18 protein-coding genes are annotated in these 22,564 nt (G+C 73.9%); all 18 read right to left on the bottom strand.

The window, feature by feature from the left end; genetic code table 11:
- Nucleotides 1-33: 33 nt before the first annotated feature.
- Complete coding sequence (locus ACGFZP_RS25110) at nucleotides 34-1,857, bottom strand: beta-propeller fold lactonase family protein (RefSeq protein WP_392936950.1); 1,824 nt, start codon at nucleotides 1,855-1,857, stop codon at nucleotides 34-36.
- Nucleotides 1,858-2,047: 190 nt separating this feature from the next.
- Complete coding sequence (locus tag ACGFZP_RS25105) at nucleotides 2,048-5,323, bottom strand: hypothetical protein (RefSeq protein ID WP_392936947.1); 3,276 nt, start codon at nucleotides 5,321-5,323, stop codon at nucleotides 2,048-2,050.
- Nucleotides 5,320-9,306: a hypothetical protein gene (locus tag ACGFZP_RS25100; protein ID WP_392936945.1), complete on the bottom strand. Its 3,987-nt coding sequence runs from the start codon at nucleotides 9,304-9,306 to the stop codon at nucleotides 5,320-5,322. Before ACGFZP_RS25100 ends, ACGFZP_RS25105 begins: the two co-directional genes overlap by 4 nt.
- Nucleotides 9,307-9,308: 2 nt before the next feature.
- Entirely contained in the window at nucleotides 9,309-10,289 is a 981-nt protein-coding gene (locus ACGFZP_RS25095) for a hypothetical protein (RefSeq protein ID WP_392936944.1), read from the bottom strand.
- A 31-nt stretch (nucleotides 10,290-10,320) separates the two neighbouring features.
- Entirely contained in the window at nucleotides 10,321-10,950 is a 630-nt protein-coding gene (locus tag ACGFZP_RS25090) for a hypothetical protein (protein ID WP_392936941.1), read from the bottom strand.
- The gene (locus ACGFZP_RS25085) at nucleotides 10,947-14,027 is read right to left on the bottom strand and encodes a LamG-like jellyroll fold domain-containing protein (protein ID WP_392936939.1); all 3,081 of its coding nucleotides are present in this window, start codon (nucleotides 14,025-14,027) and stop codon (nucleotides 10,947-10,949) included. Before ACGFZP_RS25085 ends, ACGFZP_RS25090 begins: the two co-directional genes overlap by 4 nt.
- On the bottom strand, nucleotides 14,024-15,328 hold the full coding sequence (locus ACGFZP_RS25080) for a baseplate J/gp47 family protein (RefSeq protein WP_392936938.1): 1,305 nt from the start codon (nucleotides 15,326-15,328) through the stop codon (nucleotides 14,024-14,026). The genes ACGFZP_RS25085 and ACGFZP_RS25080 overlap by 4 nt, the downstream gene beginning before the upstream one ends.
- Before the next feature lie 7 nt (nucleotides 15,329-15,335).
- Nucleotides 15,336-15,731, bottom strand: coding sequence for a hypothetical protein (locus tag ACGFZP_RS25075; protein WP_392936935.1), 396 nt, complete (start codon nucleotides 15,729-15,731; stop codon nucleotides 15,336-15,338).
- Between the two features lie 23 nt (nucleotides 15,732-15,754).
- Nucleotides 15,755-16,099, bottom strand: a complete 345-nt coding sequence (locus ACGFZP_RS25070; RefSeq protein ID WP_392936933.1) for a hypothetical protein — start codon at nucleotides 16,097-16,099, stop codon at nucleotides 15,755-15,757.
- The gene (locus ACGFZP_RS25065; protein WP_392936930.1) at nucleotides 16,099-17,832 is read right to left on the bottom strand and encodes a hypothetical protein; all 1,734 of its coding nucleotides are present in this window, start codon (nucleotides 17,830-17,832) and stop codon (nucleotides 16,099-16,101) included. The genes ACGFZP_RS25070 and ACGFZP_RS25065 overlap by 1 nt, the downstream gene beginning before the upstream one ends.
- Nucleotides 17,829-18,176 carry a hypothetical protein gene (locus ACGFZP_RS25060; RefSeq protein ID WP_121017061.1) on the bottom strand — a complete coding sequence of 116 codons (348 nt, stop codon included), beginning with the start codon at nucleotides 18,174-18,176 and terminating at the stop codon, nucleotides 17,829-17,831. Before ACGFZP_RS25060 ends, ACGFZP_RS25065 begins: the two co-directional genes overlap by 4 nt.
- Nucleotides 18,177-18,211: 35 nt before the next feature.
- Complete coding sequence (locus tag ACGFZP_RS25055) at nucleotides 18,212-18,718, bottom strand: hypothetical protein (RefSeq protein ID WP_392936927.1); 507 nt, start codon at nucleotides 18,716-18,718, stop codon at nucleotides 18,212-18,214.
- Nucleotides 18,715-18,990: a hypothetical protein gene (locus ACGFZP_RS25050; protein WP_392936925.1), complete on the bottom strand. Its 276-nt coding sequence runs from the start codon at nucleotides 18,988-18,990 to the stop codon at nucleotides 18,715-18,717. Before ACGFZP_RS25050 ends, ACGFZP_RS25055 begins: the two co-directional genes overlap by 4 nt.
- A 3-nt stretch (nucleotides 18,991-18,993) precedes the next feature.
- On the bottom strand, nucleotides 18,994-19,386 hold the full coding sequence (locus tag ACGFZP_RS25045) for a hypothetical protein (RefSeq protein WP_387943195.1): 393 nt from the start codon (nucleotides 19,384-19,386) through the stop codon (nucleotides 18,994-18,996).
- Between the two features lie 109 nt (nucleotides 19,387-19,495).
- Nucleotides 19,496-20,644, bottom strand: coding sequence for a hypothetical protein (locus ACGFZP_RS25040; RefSeq protein WP_392936923.1), 1,149 nt, complete (start codon nucleotides 20,642-20,644; stop codon nucleotides 19,496-19,498).
- Nucleotides 20,645-20,672: 28 nt separating this feature from the next.
- Complete coding sequence (locus ACGFZP_RS25035; protein ID WP_392936921.1) at nucleotides 20,673-20,852, bottom strand: hypothetical protein; 180 nt, start codon at nucleotides 20,850-20,852, stop codon at nucleotides 20,673-20,675.
- Between the two features lie 20 nt (nucleotides 20,853-20,872).
- Nucleotides 20,873-21,751 carry a hypothetical protein gene (locus ACGFZP_RS25030; protein ID WP_392936919.1) on the bottom strand — a complete coding sequence of 293 codons (879 nt, stop codon included), beginning with the start codon at nucleotides 21,749-21,751 and terminating at the stop codon, nucleotides 20,873-20,875.
- A gap of 214 nt (nucleotides 21,752-21,965) precedes the next feature.
- Nucleotides 21,966-22,556, bottom strand: coding sequence for a hypothetical protein (locus tag ACGFZP_RS25025; RefSeq protein WP_392936918.1), 591 nt, complete (start codon nucleotides 22,554-22,556; stop codon nucleotides 21,966-21,968).
- Between the last annotated feature and the right edge of the window lie 8 nt (nucleotides 22,557-22,564).

Here is a 22,564-nt window from a genome sequence, read left to right as displayed (position 1 = left end):
CCCCGGGCGGCTTCGCCGACTGCCGGACAGGGCTCAGAGCGCCTCGGCGTCGATCACCGACATGGTCCTCTCGGCCATGTTGGCGACGTAGACGTGGCGACTGTCCGGGCTGACCGCCAGTCCCCAGGGGCTGAGGCCGACGGTGATCGCCCCGGTCACCTTGTTCGTCCCGGCGTCGATCACCGACACCGACCGGGAGTGGAGGTTGGTGACGTAGACGCGCCGGCCGTCCGGGGCCACCGCCACGCCGATGGGGTTGTTGCCGACCGGGATCGTGGTCAGCACCTGGTCGTTGTCGGTGTCGATGACGGACACGTTGTTCGATCCCCCGTTGGTGACGTAGACGTGCCGGCCGTCCGGGGCCGCCGCCACGGCGGTGGGGTTCTTGCCGACGGTGAGGCTGCGGAGCACCTTGTTGGTACCGGTGTCGAGGACGGACACCGAGCCGGCGACGACGATGGTGACGTACAGTCGGCGGCCGTCCGGGGTGAGCGCGACCCCGGTGGGGGTGACACCGACCTCGACGGTGGCCGTGAGCTGGCCCGTCGTGGTGTCGATCACGAACACGCTGCGCGCGCCGGCGGCATAGGCGTGTTTCCCGTCCGGGGCCACCGCGACGGTGACCGGGGTGTCGACCGGGGTGGTGAGGACGACCTGGCCGGTGGCCGTGTCGATCGCCGACACCGAGCTCGTGAGGGTGGGCCCGATCCTGCCCGCGTTGGCGACGTACACCCGGCGGCCGTCCGGTGCCGTCGCCGGCGCCCAGCAGTTGGAGCCGGCGGCGATGGTGCCCGCGACCCGGTAGGTGGCGGTGTCGCCGATCACCGACACCGTGTTCGCACCGACGTTGGTGACGTAGACGTGTCGGCTGTCCGGGGCGGCCGCCGCTCCGAGCGGGCCGCTGCCGACGTCGATGGTGCTGGTCACGTGGTTCGTCCCGGTGTCGATGACGGACACGTTGTTCGAGCCGGCGTTGGTGACGTAGACGCGGCGGCCGTCCGGGGTCGGTGCGACGCCCGTCGGGTTGGTGCCCACCGCGACCGTCCCGACGACCTGGTCGGTCCCGGTGTCGATGACGGACACGTTGTCCGAGCCGGCGTTGGTGACATAGGCGTGGAGGCCGTTCGGGGTCGGTGCGACGCCCGTCGGGTTGGTGCCCACCGCGACCGTCCCGACGACCTGGTCGGTCCCGGTGTCGAGCAGTGACACGGAGCCCGCCTCCGGGACGGTGACGAGGACCCGCCGACCGTCCGGGGTCACCGCCAGGCCGCGCGGGCCGGCGTCCAGGGTGACGGTCGCGGTCACCTGGGCGGTGACGGTGCTGATCACCGACACGGTGTGCGAGCCGGTGTCGGCGACGTAGACGCGCAGCCCGTCCGGGGTCACCGCGATCCCCGTGGGGTTGGTGCCGACGGCGATGGTGCCGGTGACCTGGGCGGTCGCGGTGTCGATCACCGAGACGGTCCCCGAGCCGGAGTTCGTGACGTAGGCACGGCTGCCGTCCAGGGTGAGGGCCACCCCGCGCGGTCCGCCGCCGACCGGGACGGTGGCCGTCACCAGGCCGTCGGCGGTGTCGATCACCGAGACCGTGTCCGCACCCGAGTTCGCGACGTACGCGCGGCGGCCGTCCGGGGCCAGGGCCACCCCGCGCGGGCCGGTGCCCACCGGGATCGTGGTGCCCGAGCCCTGACCGCCGACGACCTCGACCACCGAGACGAGGTCGAATTCGGGACCCGCCACGTAGACGCGGCGGCCGTCCCGGGACACGGCCACCCCGCGCGGTTGGCCGGAGACCGCGAGCGTGACGGGGGCCGACACCGTCGGAGGCGCCGCGGATCCGGTGCCTGGTGTGCCCATGGCTGTCTCCGATTCGTTCGGGTCCCCCGGTGCGGTTTCCCCCCGGTACGGCTCCCTCCCAGTGCCGGCGCGGGTACGACGCCCCGTCCCTGTGGAGCGGCCCCACGTCTCCGGAACACCCCGTTTTCCCAGCATGGCCGCCCCCGGCAGCGCCCGCAATCGGCACCCGGCCCACCCGCCCGGGCACCGCTCAGGGCGCCCCCCGGAACAGGAGCACCACCGACTGCCCCTCGGCCAGCGCCGCCTCCAGCTTTCCCTGCAGCGTGCTGACCGGCGCGGGCCACCGGGCCGGATTGTCGGGGAAGTAGCCGGTGGAGATCAGGCCGTCCGGGCTCGCCGCCCAGAGCAGCTCCCCGTCCGATCCGATGAGCTCGGCACCCCGGCCCGACCGGCCGAAGACCGCCGACCGGGTCAGCACGGCGTGGACGTAGTCCCCGTACACCGAGCGGAACTTCGTGGTGATCTCCGCGCGCAGCGCGGCGTCCGCGGGGGCGGTCGACCCGAGCATCGCCAGGTACCGCGCCCGGTCCAGGCCGTACGTCTCGGCGATACCGAGCCGCTGCGCCCACTTCCACGCCTCGTCGGGGTATTTCGCCCGGCCCAGGACGTGGCGGTAGAAGTGCTCGTGCAGGTTCTGCGGATCCCAGCGGAACGCCGCGAGCTCCGGGACGGCCGCACCGAGCCGGCGGAAGTCCGCGGCGCGCGACTGCAGGGTGTTGAACGTGGTGATGTGGGCGCGCAGCCGTACGGGCTGGGTCTCCAGGAACCTGGCCAGCTCCGTCATGCTGCCGCCGTCGCCGAGGAAGGTCCGCAGCGCCCTGACATCGGCTCCGCCCGGGCGCAGCGTGGCGAGGACCATGGCCCGCTGCTCCTCGCTGAGGCCGTCGAAGGCGGTGTTGATCCGCCACGCGGCCTGGGGGGAGAGGGATCCCGCCTCCGCGGCGCCGGCCGGGTCGCCGGCCAGCCCGAGCCGGGCCGCCACGCCGTCGACCTGCCGGCGGCGGAAGGCCGCCCGGTCCAGGGCGAACTCGGCCTCCGGGAAGGCCGGCAGCGCCGGGCCCGGCGCCACGGCGAGCCGTACCGAGGGCCGGCGGTCCAGACCGGGGAGCCGTCCCGCGGCGTTCCGCGCCGCCCCGGCGGCGATCGCCTTGGTGGTACCGCGCACCGACACCACGGTCAGCAGTCCGCTGACGGCCGCTCGGGCCAGCACGCCGAGGATCCGGGTGAAACGCTCGGTGTCGAACCGGCGCCGGCCCTCCTCCGGGCCGAACTGCCGCTGCAGCTGCGCCAGAGTCCCCGCGCCCATCGCCGCGTCGATGTCCCGCAGCTGGACGTACGTGTCGTAGGACAGCAGGAGCGAGTCGGACAGGTGCGCCCCCAGGTCGACGTAGAGGACGGCGTGCTGGAACCTCAGGAGTCCGTGCAGCCGTCCGGCCGTCTCGATGGTCAGCGGGGCCCCGGAGGCGATGGACCGGGTCATGCCGGCGGCGGCCCCGCGGGCGACCGCGCCGCCCAACGAGGCGAACGCGGTGGCCAGGGAGATGAGGTCGACGGCGGTCTCCCGGTCCCATTCGAAGGCGTCCTGGTGCACCCGCTCGGCGAGGTTGACGGCGCTGAGCACGCCCCCGGCCACGGCCCCGGCGAGCACGATCGCGCCGACGACGGCCGAGGTGGGAGGAAACGCCAGCGCGGCGGCGACGCCGACCACGGCCAGACCGGAGGCGATCGCGGACAGCCACTCCCAGGCCGTGCGCTGCCAGCTCTCGGTGTCCGTGGCGAAGTCGAAGGGTTTCAGGTGCAGCCGGTCCATGCCGGGCCACTCGATCCGGGCCAGGATCCGACCGGGCGGGTAGTTGCCGCGAAAGGACGTCCGGGCGTTCTCGAACGCGGCCCGCAGCGCCGCCTCGGGGCTGGGCCCGGTGCCCCGGTAGGTCCGGTAGAACGCGGGGTAGGTGAGGTCGATCAGCAGCCAGGTGTGCCCCGGGCCCTCCGGCACGGCGGCCGGCCCGACGAACAGCGAGATCGGCCGGGACTGGGCGGTGCGGCGGTCGGTGAACAGCGCCCGGACGGGGAACGGTCCGGCACTGGTCGGGCCGTCCAGCCGCTTTTCGAGGCCCGCCACCGCGTCCCGCAGCTCGCGGACCAGCGCCTCGTTCGGGACGGGGGCGCGTTCGGCCTGGCGCAGCCTGGCGCGTGCCGCGTCGAGGAGCGCCTGCGCGCTGGTGGACCAGACCGGTTCGGCACCGGGGGCGCGGGCGGCCCGCTCCAGGGTGGCCAGTTCCAGCGCCATCTTCTCCTCCAGCCGCTGGACCCGGTCGGTCCTGCGCTCGGTCACCGGCTGCGGGGAGGCGTCCTCGTAGCTCAGCCGGACCTCGCACTCCACCTCGTACTCGCCGGCGCGGTCGAAGCGGTGGGTGAAGGTGGAGCGGTACGGCTGGGGGTGGTCCACCGGCACCCGCTGCCGCTCGCCGTGCCGGTCGTGCTCGATCCGGTAGACCTGCCAGTGGAACCGCACGAAGGCGTAGACCAGCGCGAGTTGGAACACCGGTGTCCAGCGGTCGGCCTCGTCCACCCGCCAGATCTCCACCTCGGCGAGGTAGACGGTGTCCGCGCCGACGGTGGCGCTGCCCTGGTCCGTCCGCTGGATGCGCAGCCGCGGCCACAGGTGGTGGCGCCGGGCCGCGTGCACGGTCACCTCCGCCACGTCGGTGTCCGGGACGGTGAAGTTCACGGTGAGATCGAGGTCCTGCGGGTTGCCGAGGTCGTGGAGCCGGTGTGTCCCCCGGTAGAGCTGCCCCGGGCTGTGCGGGCGGGCGATGACGGTGTAGTCGCCGCTGGGCAGGTCCACGGGGTGCGGTCCGTCCGGCGCCCGGCGGGCGATCCGCAGCGCGCGCAGCGTCGGCCCCTCGCTGCCCGGGGCCAGGTAGTACAGGCTCGGGGTGCCCGCACCGGCCGCCGTGACGTACGCGCCGTAGCGGACCCCCGCCGGGTCGGTCCAGCCGGCGAGAGGCCACCGGGAGCGGATCAGCCCGCTGATCGCCGCGAGGCCCGGTCCCTGGGCGGGGACGCCGGCCCGGTCGGTGTCGAGGTGGACGCCCAGGCCGGCCGCCGGGGCCGTTCCGGAGGCCGTTCCCGGGGCCGCTTCCGGTGCCGCGGGCTCGGCGGGCTCGGGCGGCGCGGTCGGCGCCCCGGTGCGGTCGGACGCACCCGGGCCGGCCAGCGGGATCGCCACCGCCCGGCCGCGGTCGTCGTAGCCGGGCACGGCGTACGTGTCGGCGCTCGCCCGCCTGCCGCCGTCGAACCGCTCCCGGGCCCGCCCGCGCGGCCGGGGCGGCACCACCTCGCCGGGCGCGGCGGCCTCCACGGCGCGCCGCACCGCCTCGCGCACGGCCGAGGCCAGGCGCTCCCGCGCGTCCGGGGGCCCGTCTCCGGACGCGCCCCCGGGCAGGTGGTAGCGGCGGCTCACGGCCTGAACTCCACGAGGCGCCCGCTGCCCGGCACGATGAACTCGTTCAGCTCCGGGATGAGCGAACCCGGGAGCTGGAGCTGGTCGTGCCCGAACCGGACGTCCACGGTGCGCGGCCGGCCGGTGACCTCCCGCAGACCGGGCGGGCGGGGCAGCGGGGTGGCCTGGCCCGGCGGCGCCCCGGGCGGACGGCCGGCCACCGGGGCGGGCACACCCCGCTCGGGCACGGCCTGGCTGCGCAGGGCGCGGAACCAGCCCTCCTCGACCTCGAAGACCTTCAGCCGGGCACCCGGCCGCGCCCGGAGCAGAAACTCCACGGCGCGTTCGAACACCCCGAAGTTGAGGTTGACCGCGCCGTCGCCGACCACCCGGGCGCTGCCGCCGGCATCGATCACGGTGCGCTCCCAACTCGCGGCCGGCAGGGTGCCGCCCTCCACCCGGAACACCACGCGGTTGCCGGTGCGGCTGCGGAAGACCGGCCGCACCAACCGCTCCAGCAGCTCGGGGCGGTTCTGGAAGTGCGTGCCGGCGGGCAGCCGGATCCAGGTCTGCGCCCCGGCGCCCCCCGCGCCGGCCTCCAGCTGCTCCAGGGCCCGTTCGACCTCGGCCGGCGTGGGCGGCTCCGGCAGGCGCGTCGTCTCTCGGGCCGCCTCCGCCCGGGCCTCGGCGGCCCTGGAGCGGATGCTCCCGGCCTCGGCCCGCAGTGCGTCGGCCTCGCCGCGCAGTGCGGCCGCGCGCCTGGTGTTTCCGGCCGCCTCGGCGACCCGGGCGTCCGCCAGCCTGCCGGCCAGCTGCCGCTCCAGCTCGGCGGCCCGCAGCTCCTGCCCGGCCGCGCCGATCCGCAGCGACGCGGCGAACTGCCGGCGCACCACCTGGGCCGGGCTGCCGGACGGGACGGGTTCGGCGGCCACGATGTCCAGCTCGGCGAGCAGCCGCAGCACGGCCCGCTGCTCGGCGGGGGAGTACCGGGCCAGCCGCCCGAGGAAGGCGGCGAGGTCCCCGGTGGTGGCGAACGTCCCGGCGGCCAGCCGGCGGGCCGCCGTCTGGTCGAGGGTGGCCAGCACCTCCAGCAGCCGCACGGTTCCCTCCGGGCTGGTCGCGAAGACCCGCGCGACGGCGTGCGCCCGTGCGGGGGCGACGGCCTCCAGCGCGGGGAGCAGCCGCGCCAGCCCTGCGCTCGCCGCACCCGTGAACCGGGCACCGCTGAGTTCGAGGACGTGCCGGGCGAGTTCGCGGCCGCCGAGTTCGGTGGCGACCCCGACCAGCCGGGCGGCGATCGCGGCAGCGAAGCCCCGGGCCGCCGCGTCGCCCATGAAGGTGGCGAGCGTCGCCCGGAGGTTGGCCAGCGCCTCGGTCGACACCAGCACCCACTCCCGTGCGCCCCAGCCCGCGGCGCGCAGCCGCGCGGCGGTCCCGGCGGCCGTGGTCAGCGTGCCGCGCGCGCCGACCAGGACCGCCTGCAGCGCCGGGGCCAGCACGAACTCGGCGAGGATCCCGATCACCGCGCCCAGCGCCATGTTCCGCACGTACGTGTCGATGCCGGACCAGGACCCCTCGCCGGTCGCGACGTTGACCACGTCGTGGGCGAAGGTGGTCAGCCCCGCCGACGCCGCCCCGCCCACGGTGCCCTTGACCAGTGCCTGCAGCGCCCAGCCGGCGACGGCCTGCCGCAGGGTCGCAGTGCCCACGGCCTCGGCCACCCAGCGGGCCGGGAAGGCCGCGATCCGGAAGCCCGTCGCGAGCAGGTAGCCGTCCAGGGCGGCCATCAGGACGCCGCCCAGGGTCAGCCGGGCGTCGCCGAAGACCACCCGGTACAGGTAGACGAGCTCGGAGAGGGCGATGGCGGTGACGACCGCCCCCGTCCCGCCGCCGAGGGCCACCAGGGCGGAGACCAGCCCGATCTCCCAGGCCACGACGGCCGCGCCGATGACGGCGATGACGGTGCCGGCGGTCTGGTAGACCTCGCCGGCGCGGCCGAGCCGCCAGTAGACCAGGCGCTCGTCGAATCCGCCCGCGGGCTCCCACACCGGCTCGCCGGCCCTGGTCCAGCTCTTCTCGCCGGCCACCCGCTCGACGAACTCGAACCGCACGTGGAAGGCCGGCAGCCCGCCCTCCTCCTGCTGCCGGACCTCCAGCAGGCGGATGCTGCGCTCGACGGTGACGCCCCGGAAGTCGGCCTCGGTGAGCCGCACCCGCTGGACGGCGCGGGCCAGCACCTCGCGGGCGAACCGCTCCTGGTCGTAGTCGCCGCGGTCCTCGCCGCGGGCGATCCGGCCGACCAGCGCGACCCGTTCGGCGTCCAGCGCCTCGCGCAGCGCGGCGACCCGGTCCGGGCGCAGCCGCTTGAGGTCGCGGCGGGTGGTGTAGATCGGGTCGACCTCGCCGAGGACGCCGTTCACCGCGACCGTCCTGCGGGGGTCGCGGTCCAGCAGGATCCGGGAGGGGCCGGTCCGGTAGCCGTGGGCGGTGCCGGCGAGCCGCTCGGCCCGGAGCGACTCGCGCAGCCGCAGCACGCCGGGGTGGGCGGCCCAGGAGGTGGCCAGGCTGAGCCGGAGCAGGCGGTGCCGCAGCCCGAAGTGCCGGCTCGCCGCCACCGCGTCGTACAACCGGTCGAAGTCCCCGGCCAGTTCGGTGAGCACGTACTCGAAGAGGGTTCCGCCGGCGGGGCGGGCCGGCGGCGGGTCCTCCTCGAACCCGTGGCGCAGGAAGTCGTCCATCGCCTGCTGCCAGGACCGCTCGGTCGGGTCGCCGGGCAGCAGCCGGCGCAGCCGGGCCGCGAGGTGGCGGGCGCGAGGCCGGTGCCGGGCGGCGCCGAGGTGCTCCTCGTCGACGGTCAGCACCGCCCTGGCGTACAGGCACCGCCGGCCGGCCTCCAGGTGGAACACGCCCGCCCGGTCGTCCAGTCGGCGGGTCGCCGGGTCGGACCAGCCGGCGGCCCGCTCCCGCAGCGCCGCCGGCAGCCGGCTCAGGGCCGCGTCGGTCAGCAGGAGCAGCCGGTCGCCGGCCAGCCGACCGTCACCGGCCGGGAGGCGCTGGTCGGCCCGGCGGGCCAGCAGCAGGGCGAGCGCGGCCGGCGGGGTGCGTCGGCGCAGGGTCAGCGGCTGGAGCCACACCGGTACCGGAGTGCGGCCGAACTCGGCCAGGTACTGGGCGGCCGCGAGACCGAAGCGGGTCTCGAAGTCGGCGGTGTCGATGCAGAAGGCCGCTTCGGAGAGCGGGAGCCGCAGCAGCAGGTCGGGGTCGAGCGCGGCGAGGCCGGTGAGTTCGACCCGGGGCAGCGCCATGAACGCGAACAGGGCCCAGCCGCCGTGCCGGAGGGTGGCGGCGGAGCCGGTGCCGTCGATCCGGCGGGCGTTGTGCGGGCCGATCCGGCCGATCCGGTCCGTGAGGGCGCCGTGCTCGTCGAGGGCGAGCAGCGCGGCCCGGCTGTCGTCGGTCACCCAGATCGCCGTCGCCAGCACCCGGTCGGGGCCGACCCGGGCCAACCGGGCGGCGTGCTCGTACAGTTCGGCGGACAGTTCGGCGAGGGTGCGGTCCCGGCCGGTCCGCACCCACCAGACACCCGCCCAGCGGGCCTCCTCCCGGATGTCGTCGTACAGCACCCGCTCGGGCAGCGGCCCGCCCGCGTTGACGCTCCCGACGAAGTCGAGGAACCGGCCGACGCGCGCGCGGAAGTGCACCGTCCGAAGGACCGTCCACGGCCGGTCCGAGGCCCGGACCGGCACGCCCTGCGGGCGTCCGCCGTCCTGGTAGGACGCCACGGCGTAGCCGCGGTCGCCGTGGCGCGCCGGCTCGTACCGTTCGCGGATCCCGGTCGGCCGGGCCGGGGCGCGCCGGCCGAGGCGGGCGGCCAGCTCCCGCTCGGCCTCGGCCATCCGGGCGCGTACCGCCCGGGTCAGCGTCCGGGTCAGTTCCTCCAGTTGTGCGTCGGTGGGGGTGCCGACCACGCGCACGGTGATCGGGATGTGGCAGTCGACCCGCACGGTCAGCGGCCCTTGGCGGTCACCACGGTGACCACCCGGATCCCGCCGAGGTGGCGGCCCTGCCTGGTGTGCTGGACGAGGTCGAACGCGTGCACGGTGCCGATCGGGTCCTTCGGGTCGAGTCCGACCTCCAGCTTCGCCCGGGTGTGGCGGTGGTGGTTGTCCGGGTCGAGCGGCAGGTACGGGCGGCCGCGGTGGCCGCCGTCCGTCTCCAGTTCGAAGGTGAGCGGCTTCTCGGAGAACCGCAGCGGGACCGGCTCGCCCTCGCCGGTGTCGATCACCAGGCGGTGCTCCTTGTCACGGGTGATGTCGCGCCGGGAGAGCAGGACGTGCTGCAGGCCGGGGGCGGCCAGCTCGGCCTCCTTGAGCGTGACGACCGCCAGGACCGCCTCCTTGACCCCCTTCGGCAGCGGGTTGACGCGGAAGCCCATCGTGGACAGCCGCTCCATCCCCCGGGCCACCGCCAGGAGGGTGATGTTGCGCTGGCCCTGGTGGGCGTCGCCGCAGATGTCGAAGGTGTCCACACCCGGCGTCAGGTCCTTGCCGTCGTAGGGCGGGTCGGCGAGGTTCTGGTCCTGGAAGGCGTTGGCGAACAGGCACAGGTGCCCGCCGTTGGAGGCGGAGAGCTGGGCCGCGGTGGGCGTCCACGGTCCGCAGTCGAAGACCACGCCGTTCGGCGCCCGCGTCACGGAGGGGACGGTCCGGGCGGAGCTGACGAACTCGGCGATCCGCTGGGCCGGGCTGCTCAGTCCGATCTGCGGGTCCATCACGTAGGCGTGCACCTTGACGAACAGGAGGTCGGTGGGCCCCGTGTTGCGCACCTGGACCTTGATCACGCTCGGCTGGTCCACCTCGGCCGTGGTGTTGTCCGGGCGCGGGGGGTCCAGCCAGATGCTTTCGTTGGTCCACGCGTTGGTGCAGGAGTTGAACGGGCGGGAGCCGTTGTCGCCGGGGGCGACCCGGATCTGGAGGGTGCCGGCCATGGTGCTCTCCTTGGGCGTGCGGTCGGGTCGTTCAGTCGGCGATGTACGAGATCTGGAAGCCCGTGAGGGTGATCACGTCGGCGGCGACGGCGTTGTCCACGGTCGCCAGGAGGAAGTAGCGGAACTGGCTGAGGTTGACCCGGGCCAGGTTCTGGTCCGTGATGGTGTCGGTCCGGTCGAACGGGTTGGTGTCCGGGGACACCCGGACGAGCCGGTCGGGCGCGGCGCCGCCGGCGGCGACCAGGGGAGCCCGCAGCAGCGAGACCCGGACGATCGCCGTCGCCCCGGTGTTGGTGCCCAGCGCCCGCAGCGACAGCAGCCGGACCTGGTCGGGCAGCGGGATGGTCATCAGACCGGAGACGTTCGCCGACCCCTGCGGCCGGACCGCGACCCCGGTCTGGTCGTGGCTCCAGCCGGGGGTGGGCGAGACCGGGACGAGCGCCGGGCTCAGCGTGATCGAGGTGGGCTTGGCCGGCGGACGGACCGAGAGGGCGGCGATGGCCGCGTCGAGCTTGCCGACGGCGGTGGACACCGCCCCGAGGTCCGCCTCCAGGGTCCGGAACCGGATGTTGAAGCCGACCGGCCCGCCGGCCTGCACCCGGTCGACGTTGTCGACCCAGTCCGTGTGGTGGAAGGTCGGGGTGAAGCTGACTCCGCTCATGGGCTCGTCTCCTTGGTCCGCCGCGGCGACCCGCTGCGGACACGGAACTTCGGAAAGGTGTGGTCGGGGTTGGCCGCCAGGGCCTCGCCGCGGATCTCGATGACGCGCTCGCGGATCGCCCGGGTGCTCACCTCGACCCCGATCGGGTGCAGGGCGTTGAGGATGTTCATGATCAGGTCGTACTGGTCCTTGGAGATGACCGTGTCCGCCGGCAGCTCCGGCCGCAGCCGCACCTCGAAGGTGTAGGGCGCCGGCCCGTCGCCCAGCAGGTAGGCGGCCTGGACCCAGACCGCGCCGGCCCGCACCCCGGTCAGCCGTGGTGCCGGCTGGGTGGTGGTGCTCCAGCTCGTCAGGCCGTCCGCCGGCGCCCCGGACGCCCAGTCCAGGCGGGCGTCCGCACCGACCGCGGCAGGCGGCGGCACGACCTGCAGGTCCACGGACTCCCCCTCGTCGACGGTGTCCGGGCCGACCACGGCGACCAGCGGCTGCGCCGTGTGCCGCAGGACCACGTCGGACCCGGCCCGCCGGACGTGGCCGAAGCCGACCGCGTGGGCCGCCGCCGCCAGCCGGCCCGGAGGAAGGCCGCCGTGCCGGACGGTGAGCCCGCGCCCCTGGGCGGCCAGTTCGTCGCCGGCCGGATCGAAGGCGCCGACCACGGTCAGCTTCCCGACGACCTGCTGCCGGTCCAGCTCGCCCAGCAGCGCGTCGAGCCGCTCGGCCACGCCGTGCTGCACCAGGCGGTGGTTCGGGTCGGTGCCGTAGACCGCGCGGGGATCGTCGTGCCGGGTGAGGAACACCGGGTCGAAGGCCGGATCGGGCCCGCCGACGACGTCCGCCGCCGCACCGGGGGTGCCGTCGGCGGCGATCTGCCCGCCGTCGGCGAGGTCGGCCGGGCCGATCCGCAGGGTCCGGGTGGCGCTGAGCGTGTGGCCGCCCCGGTTGACGTCGACCTTCACCACCACGCCACCCGGGTCGGTGGCCCGCAGGGTGGCCGTCCCGGCCGGCCCCTCGGCGACAGTGGCCCGGCCGGGACCGCACGGGACGGTCAGCCACCGGACGAACGCGTCCGCCGGAAGCGCCGGCCGGACGGCCAGCTGCACGGCCGAGCCCACCGTCAGGTCGGTGGGCCCGGCGCCGGGCGGGGTCAGGTCGATCCCGAGGTGGTCGCCCACCGCGCACGCGGCGTACACCGGATCGGCGTCACCGGGGCACCGGACGAAGTCGAAGCCCGCCCGGTGGGCCAGCGCCGCCAGCCGGCCGGGCGGCAGGGTGCTGTGGCGGAGCAGCAGGGCGCGTCCGGTGGCCCGGAGGTCGTCGGCCCGGGGGTCGAAGGCCGACTCCACCCGCAACCGCCCGGCCGGGGCCTCGGCCGCCACCAGGCCGGCCAGCCGGTCGAGCGGGCCGGCGGCGACGAGCTGCAGCCGGTGCGGGTCCGGCGGCAGCTCGTACGGCCGGACGTCCCGCGGCGGCGCAGGCGTGTAGTCGACGTCGGCGCGCTCGTGCCGCAGCAGGTACACGGGATCGAAGAGCTCCTCGTCGGCCGCGGTGCCGACCGCGTCGGCCTCCGCCACCCGGCGCCGGCCGTCCCGGTCGATGACCTCGCCGGGCAGCAGGCCCACCGGCACGACGGTGACGACACGGGTGCCCCGCACCACCCTCCGGTTGGCGTCGTCGACCACCAGCGGGTCGTCCGTCGACCCGATCCGGCCGACGGCGGTGTTCAGCACCTCGGTCAGGTTGGCGGGCGTCGGCAGGATCCACCGGCGGAAGATCCGCAGCCGGCGGCCGTAGTGCCCGTCGCTCTCGCCGAGGACGGGGAAGAAGTCCGCCCGGGCCACCGAGGACAGCCGGACCTCGTCGATCGTGCCGAGGAACCCGCTGCCGGCGGGGCCGATCAGGAGCGGTGCGGTGCCGCCGACCGCGCCGAAGGGCGGGCCGAAGGGCGGGCCGAGCGGCTTGCGGCCGCGGGGCTTCCCGTCGACGTACAGCGTGACCAGGCCCGCGCCGCGGTCGAGCACCGCCGCGACATGGCTGAACCGGTCCGTGGGCAGCGACAGATCGGCGAACAGCTCCACGGTGGAGGCGCCGTCACCCACGGCGAACCGCAGGTTCCGGGGCAGCCCGCGGCCGAAGTCGCCGGTGCCGAGCACCCAGCCGGCCGGGCCGGTCGCCGGGCCGGCCGCCGGGTCGGGGTGCCGGGTCAGCAGCAGACCGTCCGACGGGCCAGGATCCGGGCGGACGAAGCACTCGACGGTCGCGTCCGCCGTCGGCCCGATGTCGAAGTCGGGGCTGCTCCCGACCGTGACCACGGCCGTGGAGCCTGCGAAGCGGAAGGCCCGTCCGTACCGGCTGGGGCTGCCCGGCCGGACGGGACCGCTGATCGTGCCGTGATGGCCGGTGCGCCCCGGGTAGCGCCCGGTGAGGTCCTCCACCTGCGGGGTGGCGCCCGCCTCGTCGTCCAGGTGGTACAGCGCGACGACGTGCTCGTCGTAGCCGTACGGCAGCGGAGGGAAGCGCGGCACCCCGAGGTCGGCCCCGATCAGGTCCAGGCTGGCGCCGGTGGCCCTGGACAGGTGGCGCTGCCCGAGCGTGCGGGCGAGCTGGTGGCGCAGCTGGTCTCGCTCCGCGCCGAGGGCCCAGAGCAGCTTGCCCGTCGTGCCGAGCAGCGCGGTCAGCGACCAGCGCTCCGCGGCGCTCCCGTCGGTCGGCGCCGGCGCCGTCACCAGGCCGGTCAGCGTGCTCTCCTCGGTGGCGCCGTCCGGGAGCCGCAGGGGGTAGGACGTTCCGGCCTGCGTCCCGGCCGGAACGGTGAGGGAGACCGGGCCCGCTGCGCCGCCGGGCCCGGCGAGCTCCAGAGCGACGACGGTCTCCCGCTCGCAGTCCCGCAGCAGCGCCAGCACGTAGACCGGTTCGGCCGGGTGCCCGAAGGTCGCCCGGTGGTCCCGGAAGTGGTAAGGGGCGATCCGCGCGGCGGCCGGGTCGGAGCCCGGAAGGAGCGTCAGCGCGAGCGAGTCCGCCCCCCGGCCGAACGGCGCCGTGAGGTGGCGCGCCATCCGGACCGCCGTCAGGGTGCTCATCGGACCACCACCGTGAGGTCGATCAGGACGCTCTCCGGCTGGAGGACGGCCAGTTCGGTCGGCCCCATCACCAGGTTCTCGCCGACCGCGGCCTCGACCACCGCGGTCTGGTGCGGCACCGCGCCGAAGGTGATCCGCCCGAAGGCCGGCGGGCACCGCCGAAGGTGCAGCTGCTGCACGTCGACGACCCCGGGCTGCTCGACGAAGGCGGCCATCACGTGCGAGTAGCGGACATCGCCGCCGAGCCGCAGCCCGCCGACGTCGGCGGCCAGCCGCCGCAGGATCGCGGACTGCAGCGCGCTGCTGTCGGACCCGGCCTCGACGATCACCGTCGCGCGGACACCGGTCTCGATGTGGTTGGCCTCGACGATGTTGGCGTGCACGCCCACCGGACGCACCCGGTCGACCGCGGCCGACACGCGCTCGTACACCCCGGGCACCGGCCCGGTCGTCCGCCACGGCCACCGGTAGTCGTGGGCGACCAGCACGTCGAAGAAGTACGGCTCGCCGACGTGGCGTTCGGTGCTGAAGGACCGCTGGTCGAAGGCGAACATGTTGAAGTAGCTCTGCGACACGTCCACCCCGCCGAGCGGGTCGGACAGCACGACGTCCACGACCCCGTTCACGTCCAGCACCTCCTGGCGCACGCTGTCCAGGGTCCACAGGTCGCGGGCGAGCCCGGTGAGCCGGGCGCGGTAGACCTCGTCGGACTCGCGCCGCGCGCCGCCGGTGGTGGGGGAGGGGTTGGTCACCGTCAGGGTGGCCGGGGCGAAGTCCCCCAGGTACACCTGCTGCCAGACCGGGTCGACGACGGTGACGGTGTCCTCGCCCCGGTCGTACGCGTCGCCCCGGTCGACCGCGGCGACGGCGACGTCCGCCGTGCGGGCGTCCGTGCCCAGCCGGGCCGCGGCCGTGGTGGCGAAGGCCAGCACCGGCGCGGTCGCCGTCGTGACGATCGTCCCCTCCGGCACGACGTAGCTGCGCCCGGGGGCCGCTCCGGCCAGGGTGAACCGGACGGTGCCCTCGCTGAACAGGTCCCGGCGGGTCAGGCCGACGTCCTCGCCGAGCAGGTCGAGGGCGTCGCCGTACGCGGTGGAGACGAAGTTGGCGTAGTAGAGGTCCTCCATGAGCTTCCAGACCTCGGCGTCCTCGTGCGCCGCGACCTCCAGGAGCTTGCGCACCGGGCTGGTGCTGGTCAGGTCGATGCCGAGGACGGCTCTGACCCGGTCGACGCCCTCCTGCAGCAGGATGTCGAAGGGCTTGAGGACGAATCCCTCTTCGGTGACTCCGTACTCGGTCATCGGACGCTCACACCCCCACTTCGACCAGCAGCGTGGCCGGCTGCTCCGCCACCGTCTCGACCTCGACCCGGACCATCCAGGACCGCGAGGTGCGGAACTGCGGATCCTCGTCGAAGGTGATCTGCCGGATGTCGTTCACCCGCGGATCCGTCACCAGCGTGCGGACCAGGTTCAGCTCCAGCAGCTGGCGGATCAGCTGGGGAGGGTGCGCCTCGGTGAAGGCCCGCGTCACATCGAGCCCGTAGCCGACGTTGAACTCGTCCGACCCGAACGGGGTGAGGACCCGCAGGGTGAGGGCCTGGAGCAGGTTGGCCGTGCCGCTGACCTCGGTCAACCGCCCCTCTCGCACGACCAGGTCGCCGTCCTGCATCAGCAGGCTGCGGCCGAACGGTCCGTCGTTCACGTCAATCCTCCTGGGTTGGCCGGCTACCGGGCCGTCAGCTTGGTCTGGCCGGCCGAGGCGACCTGCCACATGACGGGCGCGGGCGGCGTCGCGTTGGTGAGTCCCCGGGCGGTGTCCAGCAGCACCGGCTGGCCCCGGACGACGAGGTCGGTGCTGAGCCCGGCGATGACGGAGGTCACCTTGAGGCACGGGGTCTGGCCGGCGGACGCGTTGGTGTTGGCGCAGCCGGCGATGGTGGCGGCGGCGAGGTCGCTCTGGACCAGGACGGGCTGCCCGTCGACGGTGAGCGCGGTGCCGGCGGCCGGCACGGTGAGCCGGCCGCCGTGGATGCACTGGAGCACCGACGCGGTGGTGAGCGCACTGGGCATCAGGTCACCTTCACCGAGGGGCCGTCGAGGGTGAGGCTGACCTGGCCGTTGCCGAGGGTCAGCGTCTTGGTCGCGGCGGTGGTGATGGTCACGTTGCCGTCCTTGTCCACGGCGATCCTGGTGCCGCTCTGGTGCTCGATCGTGATCGTGCTGTCGGTGGGGGGAGTCGGCCGGGTGCCGACGTCCGGCAGCTTGTCGGCGCCGACGAGCAGCTGGATCCCGGCGACCTGCACCACCCGGTGGCCGGTGGCGTCGGTGAGGTCGTTGGCGCCCTTGCCGACCGGGAGCCCGTCCGGCCCGAGCTGGGTGGGCAGGGCGAGCCAGTAGTCGCCGGCCCGGTTGCCGGGGTGTGCCTGGGCCGGGTTCTCCGGCCAGAGGAACCCGGTCACCACGGCGTCGTTCACCAGGCCGCGGTTGTGTGCCAGGACGGCGCGCATCTTCGGGTACACCGGCGTGATCAGGCCGCAGTTGTGGAACGCGAACGGGGAGGCGATCGGCTTGTTGTGGAGGTCAACCGCGGTGTCGACCGGGGACGCGACGCTGGGCGCGACCACCGCGCCGGACGGGCTCTGCCCGTAGTGCAGCGAGGCCAGGTGCCTGCCCTCGGCGCCGGGCGCGTAGGCGGTGACCTCGCCCACGTCGATGGCGGGCCGCTCCTGCTGCTGGCGGTCCACGACGTCGCGCCAGCGGTCGACCACGCCCTGCACCCCGCCGCCGACCTGGGCCCGCGTGCCCGCCTCGGCGACCACCAGCTTGACGTCCACGGTGTAGCCGGAGCGGGAGCCGAACCGGTGGAGGACGGCGCTGATCCGCATGGTCTGGTCGGGGATGCCGTTGACCCCGGTGATCGAGGCGACCTGGCCCACCCGTAGCCCGGGGTGCCCCAGGGCGGTCAGACCGAGCGCCGCCCGCATCGGGACCACCTGGGTGGTGGCCGGCGCCGCTCCGGGGGCGGGCCCCGGGGCCTGGCCGCTCTGCGCGAACCGGGCCACGGTGTCCTCGGCGCGGCTCTGGTCGAGGGAGACCAGGTTGCGCTCCGGGTCGAAGCCGACGGGCGCGCGGTCGGCCGGGTTTCCGACGGCCGGCCCGAGGTAGACCATCTTGTCCCGGACGACGAACGGCACGTCCGCCCGGCGGGCCAGGTCGCGCAGGGTGTCCAGGGCCGAGCCGTTGCCCGCGGTGAAGTTCTCCAGCGTCCCGGTCAGGGCGGAGCCGGTGGCCAGCTGGACGCCGGCCTGGGCGGCGACGGTCCGGGCGAACTCGGTGACGTCGGTCGGCGCGAGTGCGCTCTTGGCGGTGGGCGTGTTCCGCAGCAGGTACCCGCCCTCCTCCTGGCCGGTGAGCACGGTGCGGGACGACCCGTCCTGGTCCACGCTGCTGGCGATCGAGGTAAGCCGCCCCTGCAGCACCGGATCGAGGCCGGTGGTGGTGGCGGGTTCGTCGAAGTACCCGAGGTGGATGAGGACCTTGAGCGGTGTGGTCGCCACCTTGGCCCGGATGAGCTCCACCGTCGGATCGGGCAGGTTCACCAGGGTGAGCTCGAAGGTGTCCGCGGCGGCGCCCTCGGTCATGGTGACGGTGATGTCGGCGTCCAGGACGAGCGAACCGCTCAGCAGGTCGTTCGAGACGGTGACCGGAAGGGCGGCGCCGACCAGCGACGCGACCGCGGCGAGCGGGCCGCCGGTCGGTTTGAGTTCGGCGATCTCCACCTTGTACCAGATGACCAGGCTCATCGCAGCGCCACCCCGCCCACCACCACGGAGCCGAACTCGCCGACCCCGTTGAGGTTCTGCCGTGCCACCCGCATGGTGGGGAAGGTCAGGGACAGCTCGCCGGCCCGGTACTCGACCCCGGGGACGAGCTTGCGGCGCAGCAGCGCGACCAGCCCCGAGGGCTCCTCCCGGGCGACCCGTAGCACGAGGAAGGCCCCGGCCGCGGGCAGGTCCAGGACCGGATCGGCGGGCGCGGCGCGCAGGACGTCCTCGGCCGCGTTCACGTACAGGTGGAACTGGTAGATCCTGGCGCCCAGTTGGAGCCGGAACGCCTGGGGGAAGCCCTCGGTGGGCTCGATCGGCAAACGGAGATAGCTCGGTGTTGCCACAATCCCTCCGGCTACATCGGGCCTCGCGGCGTACGGGGAATCGGATTCGGCGGCGGGCCGCTCGGGAGCGCCGCCGTCGCGACGGCCAGGGCGAGGTCGGCGGCCTCGCCGATCGCCGCCGTGACGGCGGACCTCGGCACCTGCTGCAGGGTGAGGCTGACGTCGAGGGCCTCGCGCTTCTGCACGTTCTGGGTGAACCGCAGGTCGGTGATCTGCATGTCGAGGCTGATCGTGAACCCCGACACCACCGGGATGCCGGCGACGGCCAGCAGCGGCGCCGCGGTCGAGACGAGCAGCCGCGACGTCAGCGCCATGACCTCCAGCGCCTTCTTCAGCAGCAGGCGCTCCGGCCCGATCAGCATCGCCTCGATGGCGATGGTCTTCGTCGTCGGCTGGGTGGCCTGGGAGAACCGGCCGCCGGCGATCCGCTCGATCCGGTAACCCTCGTTGATCGTCATCGACTGCACGTACAGCAGCGGCACCGCGCCGACCAGCACCGGGATGTTCGCCCCGCTCACAGGCGGCTCGTCAGCTCACGTTCGAACTCGCTGAACACGTGTGCCGCGACCTGCTGGACGTGGCTGTCGCTCAGCGCGCCGACCACCTGCACCTCCACCGGGAAGTGAAAGTTGATCACCGTCCCGCCGTCGCCGTGGGGCGACACGATCGCCTCGCCGCCCACCGCCGGGACGACGTACTCGCCCTCGTGCACCAGCGCGATCCCGGTTCGCTCCACCCGCCCGCCTCCGTCGTACGACGGCAGCGCCACGGTCGAGTCGTCGTCGGCCACGGCTCAGGCCTCCAGTCCGACGGTGAGCGCCAGGCAGTTGAAGCTCGCCTGGGGGACACCGTCGATGACGACGTTGCTGGGACTGGCCGAGGTGACGACGCAGCGGGCGAACTTCAGTGACTTGAAGGCCCAGTCGGTGCCCTTCTTCTCCGCGACCGCGATCGAGAACTCCGCCCCGTTGGTGGCCAGTTCGGTGAGGTCGGCGACCGCCGACGCCACCGCGGGCACCGCCATGGTGAAGGTGAAGGTGAACGGCTGCCGGACGTAGCCGACGTTGTCCGCCTCAATGCTGTGGATCACCGTGTGGGGCACGTTGAACGTCGGTGTGAACGTCGAGATCGGCGTGATGGTGGCGTCGCCGAGCTTGACCTCCAGCCTGGTGTTCCAGTCGGCCATGCGCGTTCTCCTCCTCTGCGGCTCTTCGAACTCTGGGGGCTGCGGGGGTTCTGGGGCTGCGGGGGTTCGGGGGTTCCGGGGACTCGTCGAACTCTGGCAGCGCTGGGGACTACTGGAACTTCAGCGCGATGTTGAGCCGGTGCACGGCCGCGGCGTACTCGACCGTGACCAGGGCCTCGACCACCCGCTGCGCGTGGGCGTTGTTGATCTGGGCGCCCTCCGAGGGCGTCAGGCTCGCCGGATTCTTGTCCAGCAGGCGCAGCAGCGGAATGTCGATCCGGTAGGAGTCGAGCACCTCGGCCCGCTGCAGCGGATCCAGGACCGACTCCATCTGCCCCACCAGGGCCCGCAGTCCGGACCGGCTGATCCGCAGGTTGCCGATCGTCTTGATGAGCTGCGCCTTCAGCCGGAAGGAGACGTCGTCGACGGTCCGCACGATGTCGATGAACTTCTTCTTGCCGGGGGCGCTGCTGCCGGTGTACCCCTCGCCGAGGTACACCCCCTGGCCCGGGATCAGCGACGGCGTGGTGAGCCAGTTGACGCCGAGTCCGGCCGGGCCCGAGGGCACCGGACCGGTCTCGACCTCGGTGCCGTTGAGGGTCTGGATCTGGGACGGGGTGAACGGCGGGCTGGTGATCTGGACCTGCTTCAGCAGCATCGAGACGTGCGGGGCGTGCCCGGCGATCGTGCCGGCCACCGCGGCGGCGGCGTCCTCGTCGCTCTGGTGCGCGACGTAGACCATCCGGTCGCTGGCCAGCGCCCCGTTGACGATCGACGGATCGGCCGACCCCTTGGTCAGCATGGCGACGCCCATCCGCTCCTTGCCGTCGCCGCCGGTCTGGGAGACCTCGTCCACGTGCCGGGCCAGGAGCGCGATCGCCCCCGGGCTGCCGTTTGCGGTGCCTGAGGCCGAGTCGAGGGGGACGTTGGCGAGCACCACCAGTTGGACGTCGAGGGCGGCCACGGCGTCGAGGGCGGTGCCGTAGTCGGGCGCGTCGTCGACGCGGACCCCCCACACCACGGAGGGCCCCGGGGACTGCCGGAACGCCAGTCCGATCGAGGCGCCCAGATCGCCGGGAGCCTGGCGGCGCGCCTCGGCGGGGTCGGTGAACATGAGCGGCACCCCCACCTGCGCGACGTCGGCGGGGGGAGAGCCCGTATCGGTGACCTTGCCGATCACGGCGATGTTGCCGAACGCCCGCGTGACGGGCGCGAACAGGTCGACCGTGGGGTTGACTCTGATGTATCTGACGGTCATCCGCCGTCTCCGTTCTGTCGGGCCTTCCTCAGTGGTACTTCGCCTGCAACTTCCTCTGCAGGGAGGTCAGTTCGCTCGGGGAGAGGGCCGGCAGGGCCGTGACGGCCTGCTCGCCGGTGGCGGTCCCCCGGTCGGTCTCCCCGGCCGGGGGCGCCGGTGGAGACTGGGCGCCGTCCTGGGGTTCGGGCACATCGATGGGGACGGGCACGGGGGCCTCTCCACTCCTGTCTAGGGGGTGCTCAGGAACAGGCTCAGGACGTCCTCGTGGGCGAAGAGCCTCGTCGCGGCCGCTGCCGCGGCCTGCGGATCGGGTGCGGCCGATGCGGCCGGGAACACGACGGCCACGGCGTACGGCGCCTTCGCCTCGCCGAGGAGGGAGGGCCGGGTGGGAGCCAGCAGGTCGGAGGCCGAGGACCGAAGCCGTTTGGCGGCGCGCAGCCCCTCCGTGAGGTCGAGGGAGTCCACCGCCAGAACGGCGACGGCGATCTCGATTCGGTACGAATTGGCCGGATCCGTCGGGTCGAACTGCGGCGGTGCGCGCAGCCGGATTTCGGCGACCAGGTACTCGCCGGCCTCCCGGAGGTCCTCCACCGTCGCCAGCTGGTGCCGGTGCATGAATTCGTCGAGATCGAGAAAAGGGACCTGCGCGCGAAAGTCGTCCAGCGTGGAGATGCCGTCGACCATGCGCGTCACCACCGACTCCACGCCGCCCGGATCGACCTCGGCGACCAGGTCGACGTGGACGCGGGCGAGCAGATCGGCCCAGATCGGCTCGTGCGTCACGGTCAGCCGCAGATCGTCCCGGACGTAGTTCGGCACGGTCCGGCTGAGGTCGCCGCTGACGCGCCGGACCGGGAAGAACGGCTGCTGCAGCACGATGTCGCCGACCCGGACGTCCGTGACCCGGTCGATGCGGGCGAATGCGAGCTCATGGGTCGCGTTGATCAGGGTGAGAATCCCGCTACTGTCGTCCGCCGGGGCCAAGGCGCCCTTGAGGCGGTCGGGATCGCTCAGTGCGAGCAATACGGTGTCGGAGAACGTACCCATGATCGCGCTATGTCCCGCCGTTCCCTGGAGTGCCGCACGGATATTCAGGCGCGGGCCCATTAGAGCAGGTCCGGGACTGATTGTTGGCTATCCAAATGCAAACCGGCGTGGCGGGTCTGAGCGTGGATTCCTTCCCATCTGTTAAATATGGAAAGGTTGTCATTTATGTGAATGAAACAGCTTTTCCGAGGCGGCCCGCCTCCGCCCCGGTCGCACCCGAGGGCGTGACCGGGGCGGAGCCCCGCCGGCGTCGAGGGGCGGCCCTGCCGGCTCGTCAGGACGTGGCGAACCTCAGGTCGAGCCGCGGACACGGCGCCGCGGTCTCGCCCTCAGGGGGCGGACCCCATGCCGCGAGTGCGGCGGAAACCCCCTGCGGGCCGGACTCCAGGTAGCAGATCATGTTCACCGGGTACCGGGTGTTGGCGGACATGTAGCGGTCCATCGGTGTCGGCTGCTCGCTTATTCGCAGCCCGCGCTCCTCGGGCGGGCCGATCCGGTGCCAGTCGGGATGCAGGTGGATGGAGCCCAGGATCTCGACCCCGTCGCGGTCCGCCTCCCGGTGGATGCGGAGCAGGTCCCGCGAGCTGCACCAGAATCCCCGGCGGGGATTGCGGTAGGCGCCCCCGAAGCACGGCGCTATGGATCGCGCGAACTCCTCGACCGCGGTCGGGTCGGTGGCGCGGACGTTGGTCGCGAACTGGACCGCGGTGACGGCCGCGACACCGTCGACGACGGTGCCGAGCAGGAGGGCGAAACAGGAGGGCGGCTCCTCCGGGGTACAGGCCTCGTACTCGTCGCGGGCCACGGAGATGAACGACTTGAGGGCGTCGAATCCGATCAGGGCGGTGTGGGGTGCGATCGTCATGGCGGCTC

The sequence above is a fragment of the Kitasatospora sp. NPDC048239 genome, from assembly GCF_043202015.1.
In the GTDB taxonomy this organism is placed as follows: Bacteria; Actinomycetota; Actinomycetes; order Streptomycetales; family Streptomycetaceae; genus Kitasatospora.
Note: the sequence above shows the minus strand (reverse complement) of the source record. Positions and strands in the feature narration are given on the sequence as shown.

Bases quoted from the DNA above. Each gene is read 5' to 3' on its own strand.
- ACGFZP_RS25110 (WP_392936950.1), bottom strand. From the start codon at position 1,857: ATGGGCACACCAGGCACCGGATCCGCGGCGCCTCCGACGGTGTCGGCC.
- ACGFZP_RS25095 (WP_392936944.1), bottom strand. From the start codon at position 10,289: ATGGCCGGCACCCTCCAGATCCGGGTCGCCCCCGGCGACAACGGCTCC.
- ACGFZP_RS25090 (WP_392936941.1), bottom strand. From the start codon at position 10,950: ATGAGCGGAGTCAGCTTCACCCCGACCTTCCACCACACGGACTGGGTC.
- ACGFZP_RS25085 (WP_392936939.1), bottom strand. From the start codon at position 14,027: ATGAGCACCCTGACGGCGGTCCGGATGGCGCGCCACCTCACGGCGCCG.
- ACGFZP_RS25080 (WP_392936938.1), bottom strand. From the start codon at position 15,328: ATGACCGAGTACGGAGTCACCGAAGAGGGATTCGTCCTCAAGCCCTTC.
- ACGFZP_RS25070 (WP_392936933.1), bottom strand. From the start codon at position 16,099: ATGCCCAGTGCGCTCACCACCGCGTCGGTGCTCCAGTGCATCCACGGC.
- ACGFZP_RS25065 (WP_392936930.1), bottom strand. From the start codon at position 17,832: ATGAGCCTGGTCATCTGGTACAAGGTGGAGATCGCCGAACTCAAACCG.
- ACGFZP_RS25045 (WP_387943195.1), bottom strand. From the start codon at position 19,386: ATGGCCGACTGGAACACCAGGCTGGAGGTCAAGCTCGGCGACGCCACC.
- ACGFZP_RS25040 (WP_392936923.1), bottom strand. From the start codon at position 20,644: ATGACCGTCAGATACATCAGAGTCAACCCCACGGTCGACCTGTTCGCG.
- ACGFZP_RS25030 (WP_392936919.1), bottom strand. From the start codon at position 21,751: ATGGGCCCGCGCCTGAATATCCGTGCGGCACTCCAGGGAACGGCGGGA.
- ACGFZP_RS25025 (WP_392936918.1), bottom strand. From the start codon at position 22,556: ATGACGATCGCACCCCACACCGCCCTGATCGGATTCGACGCCCTCAAG.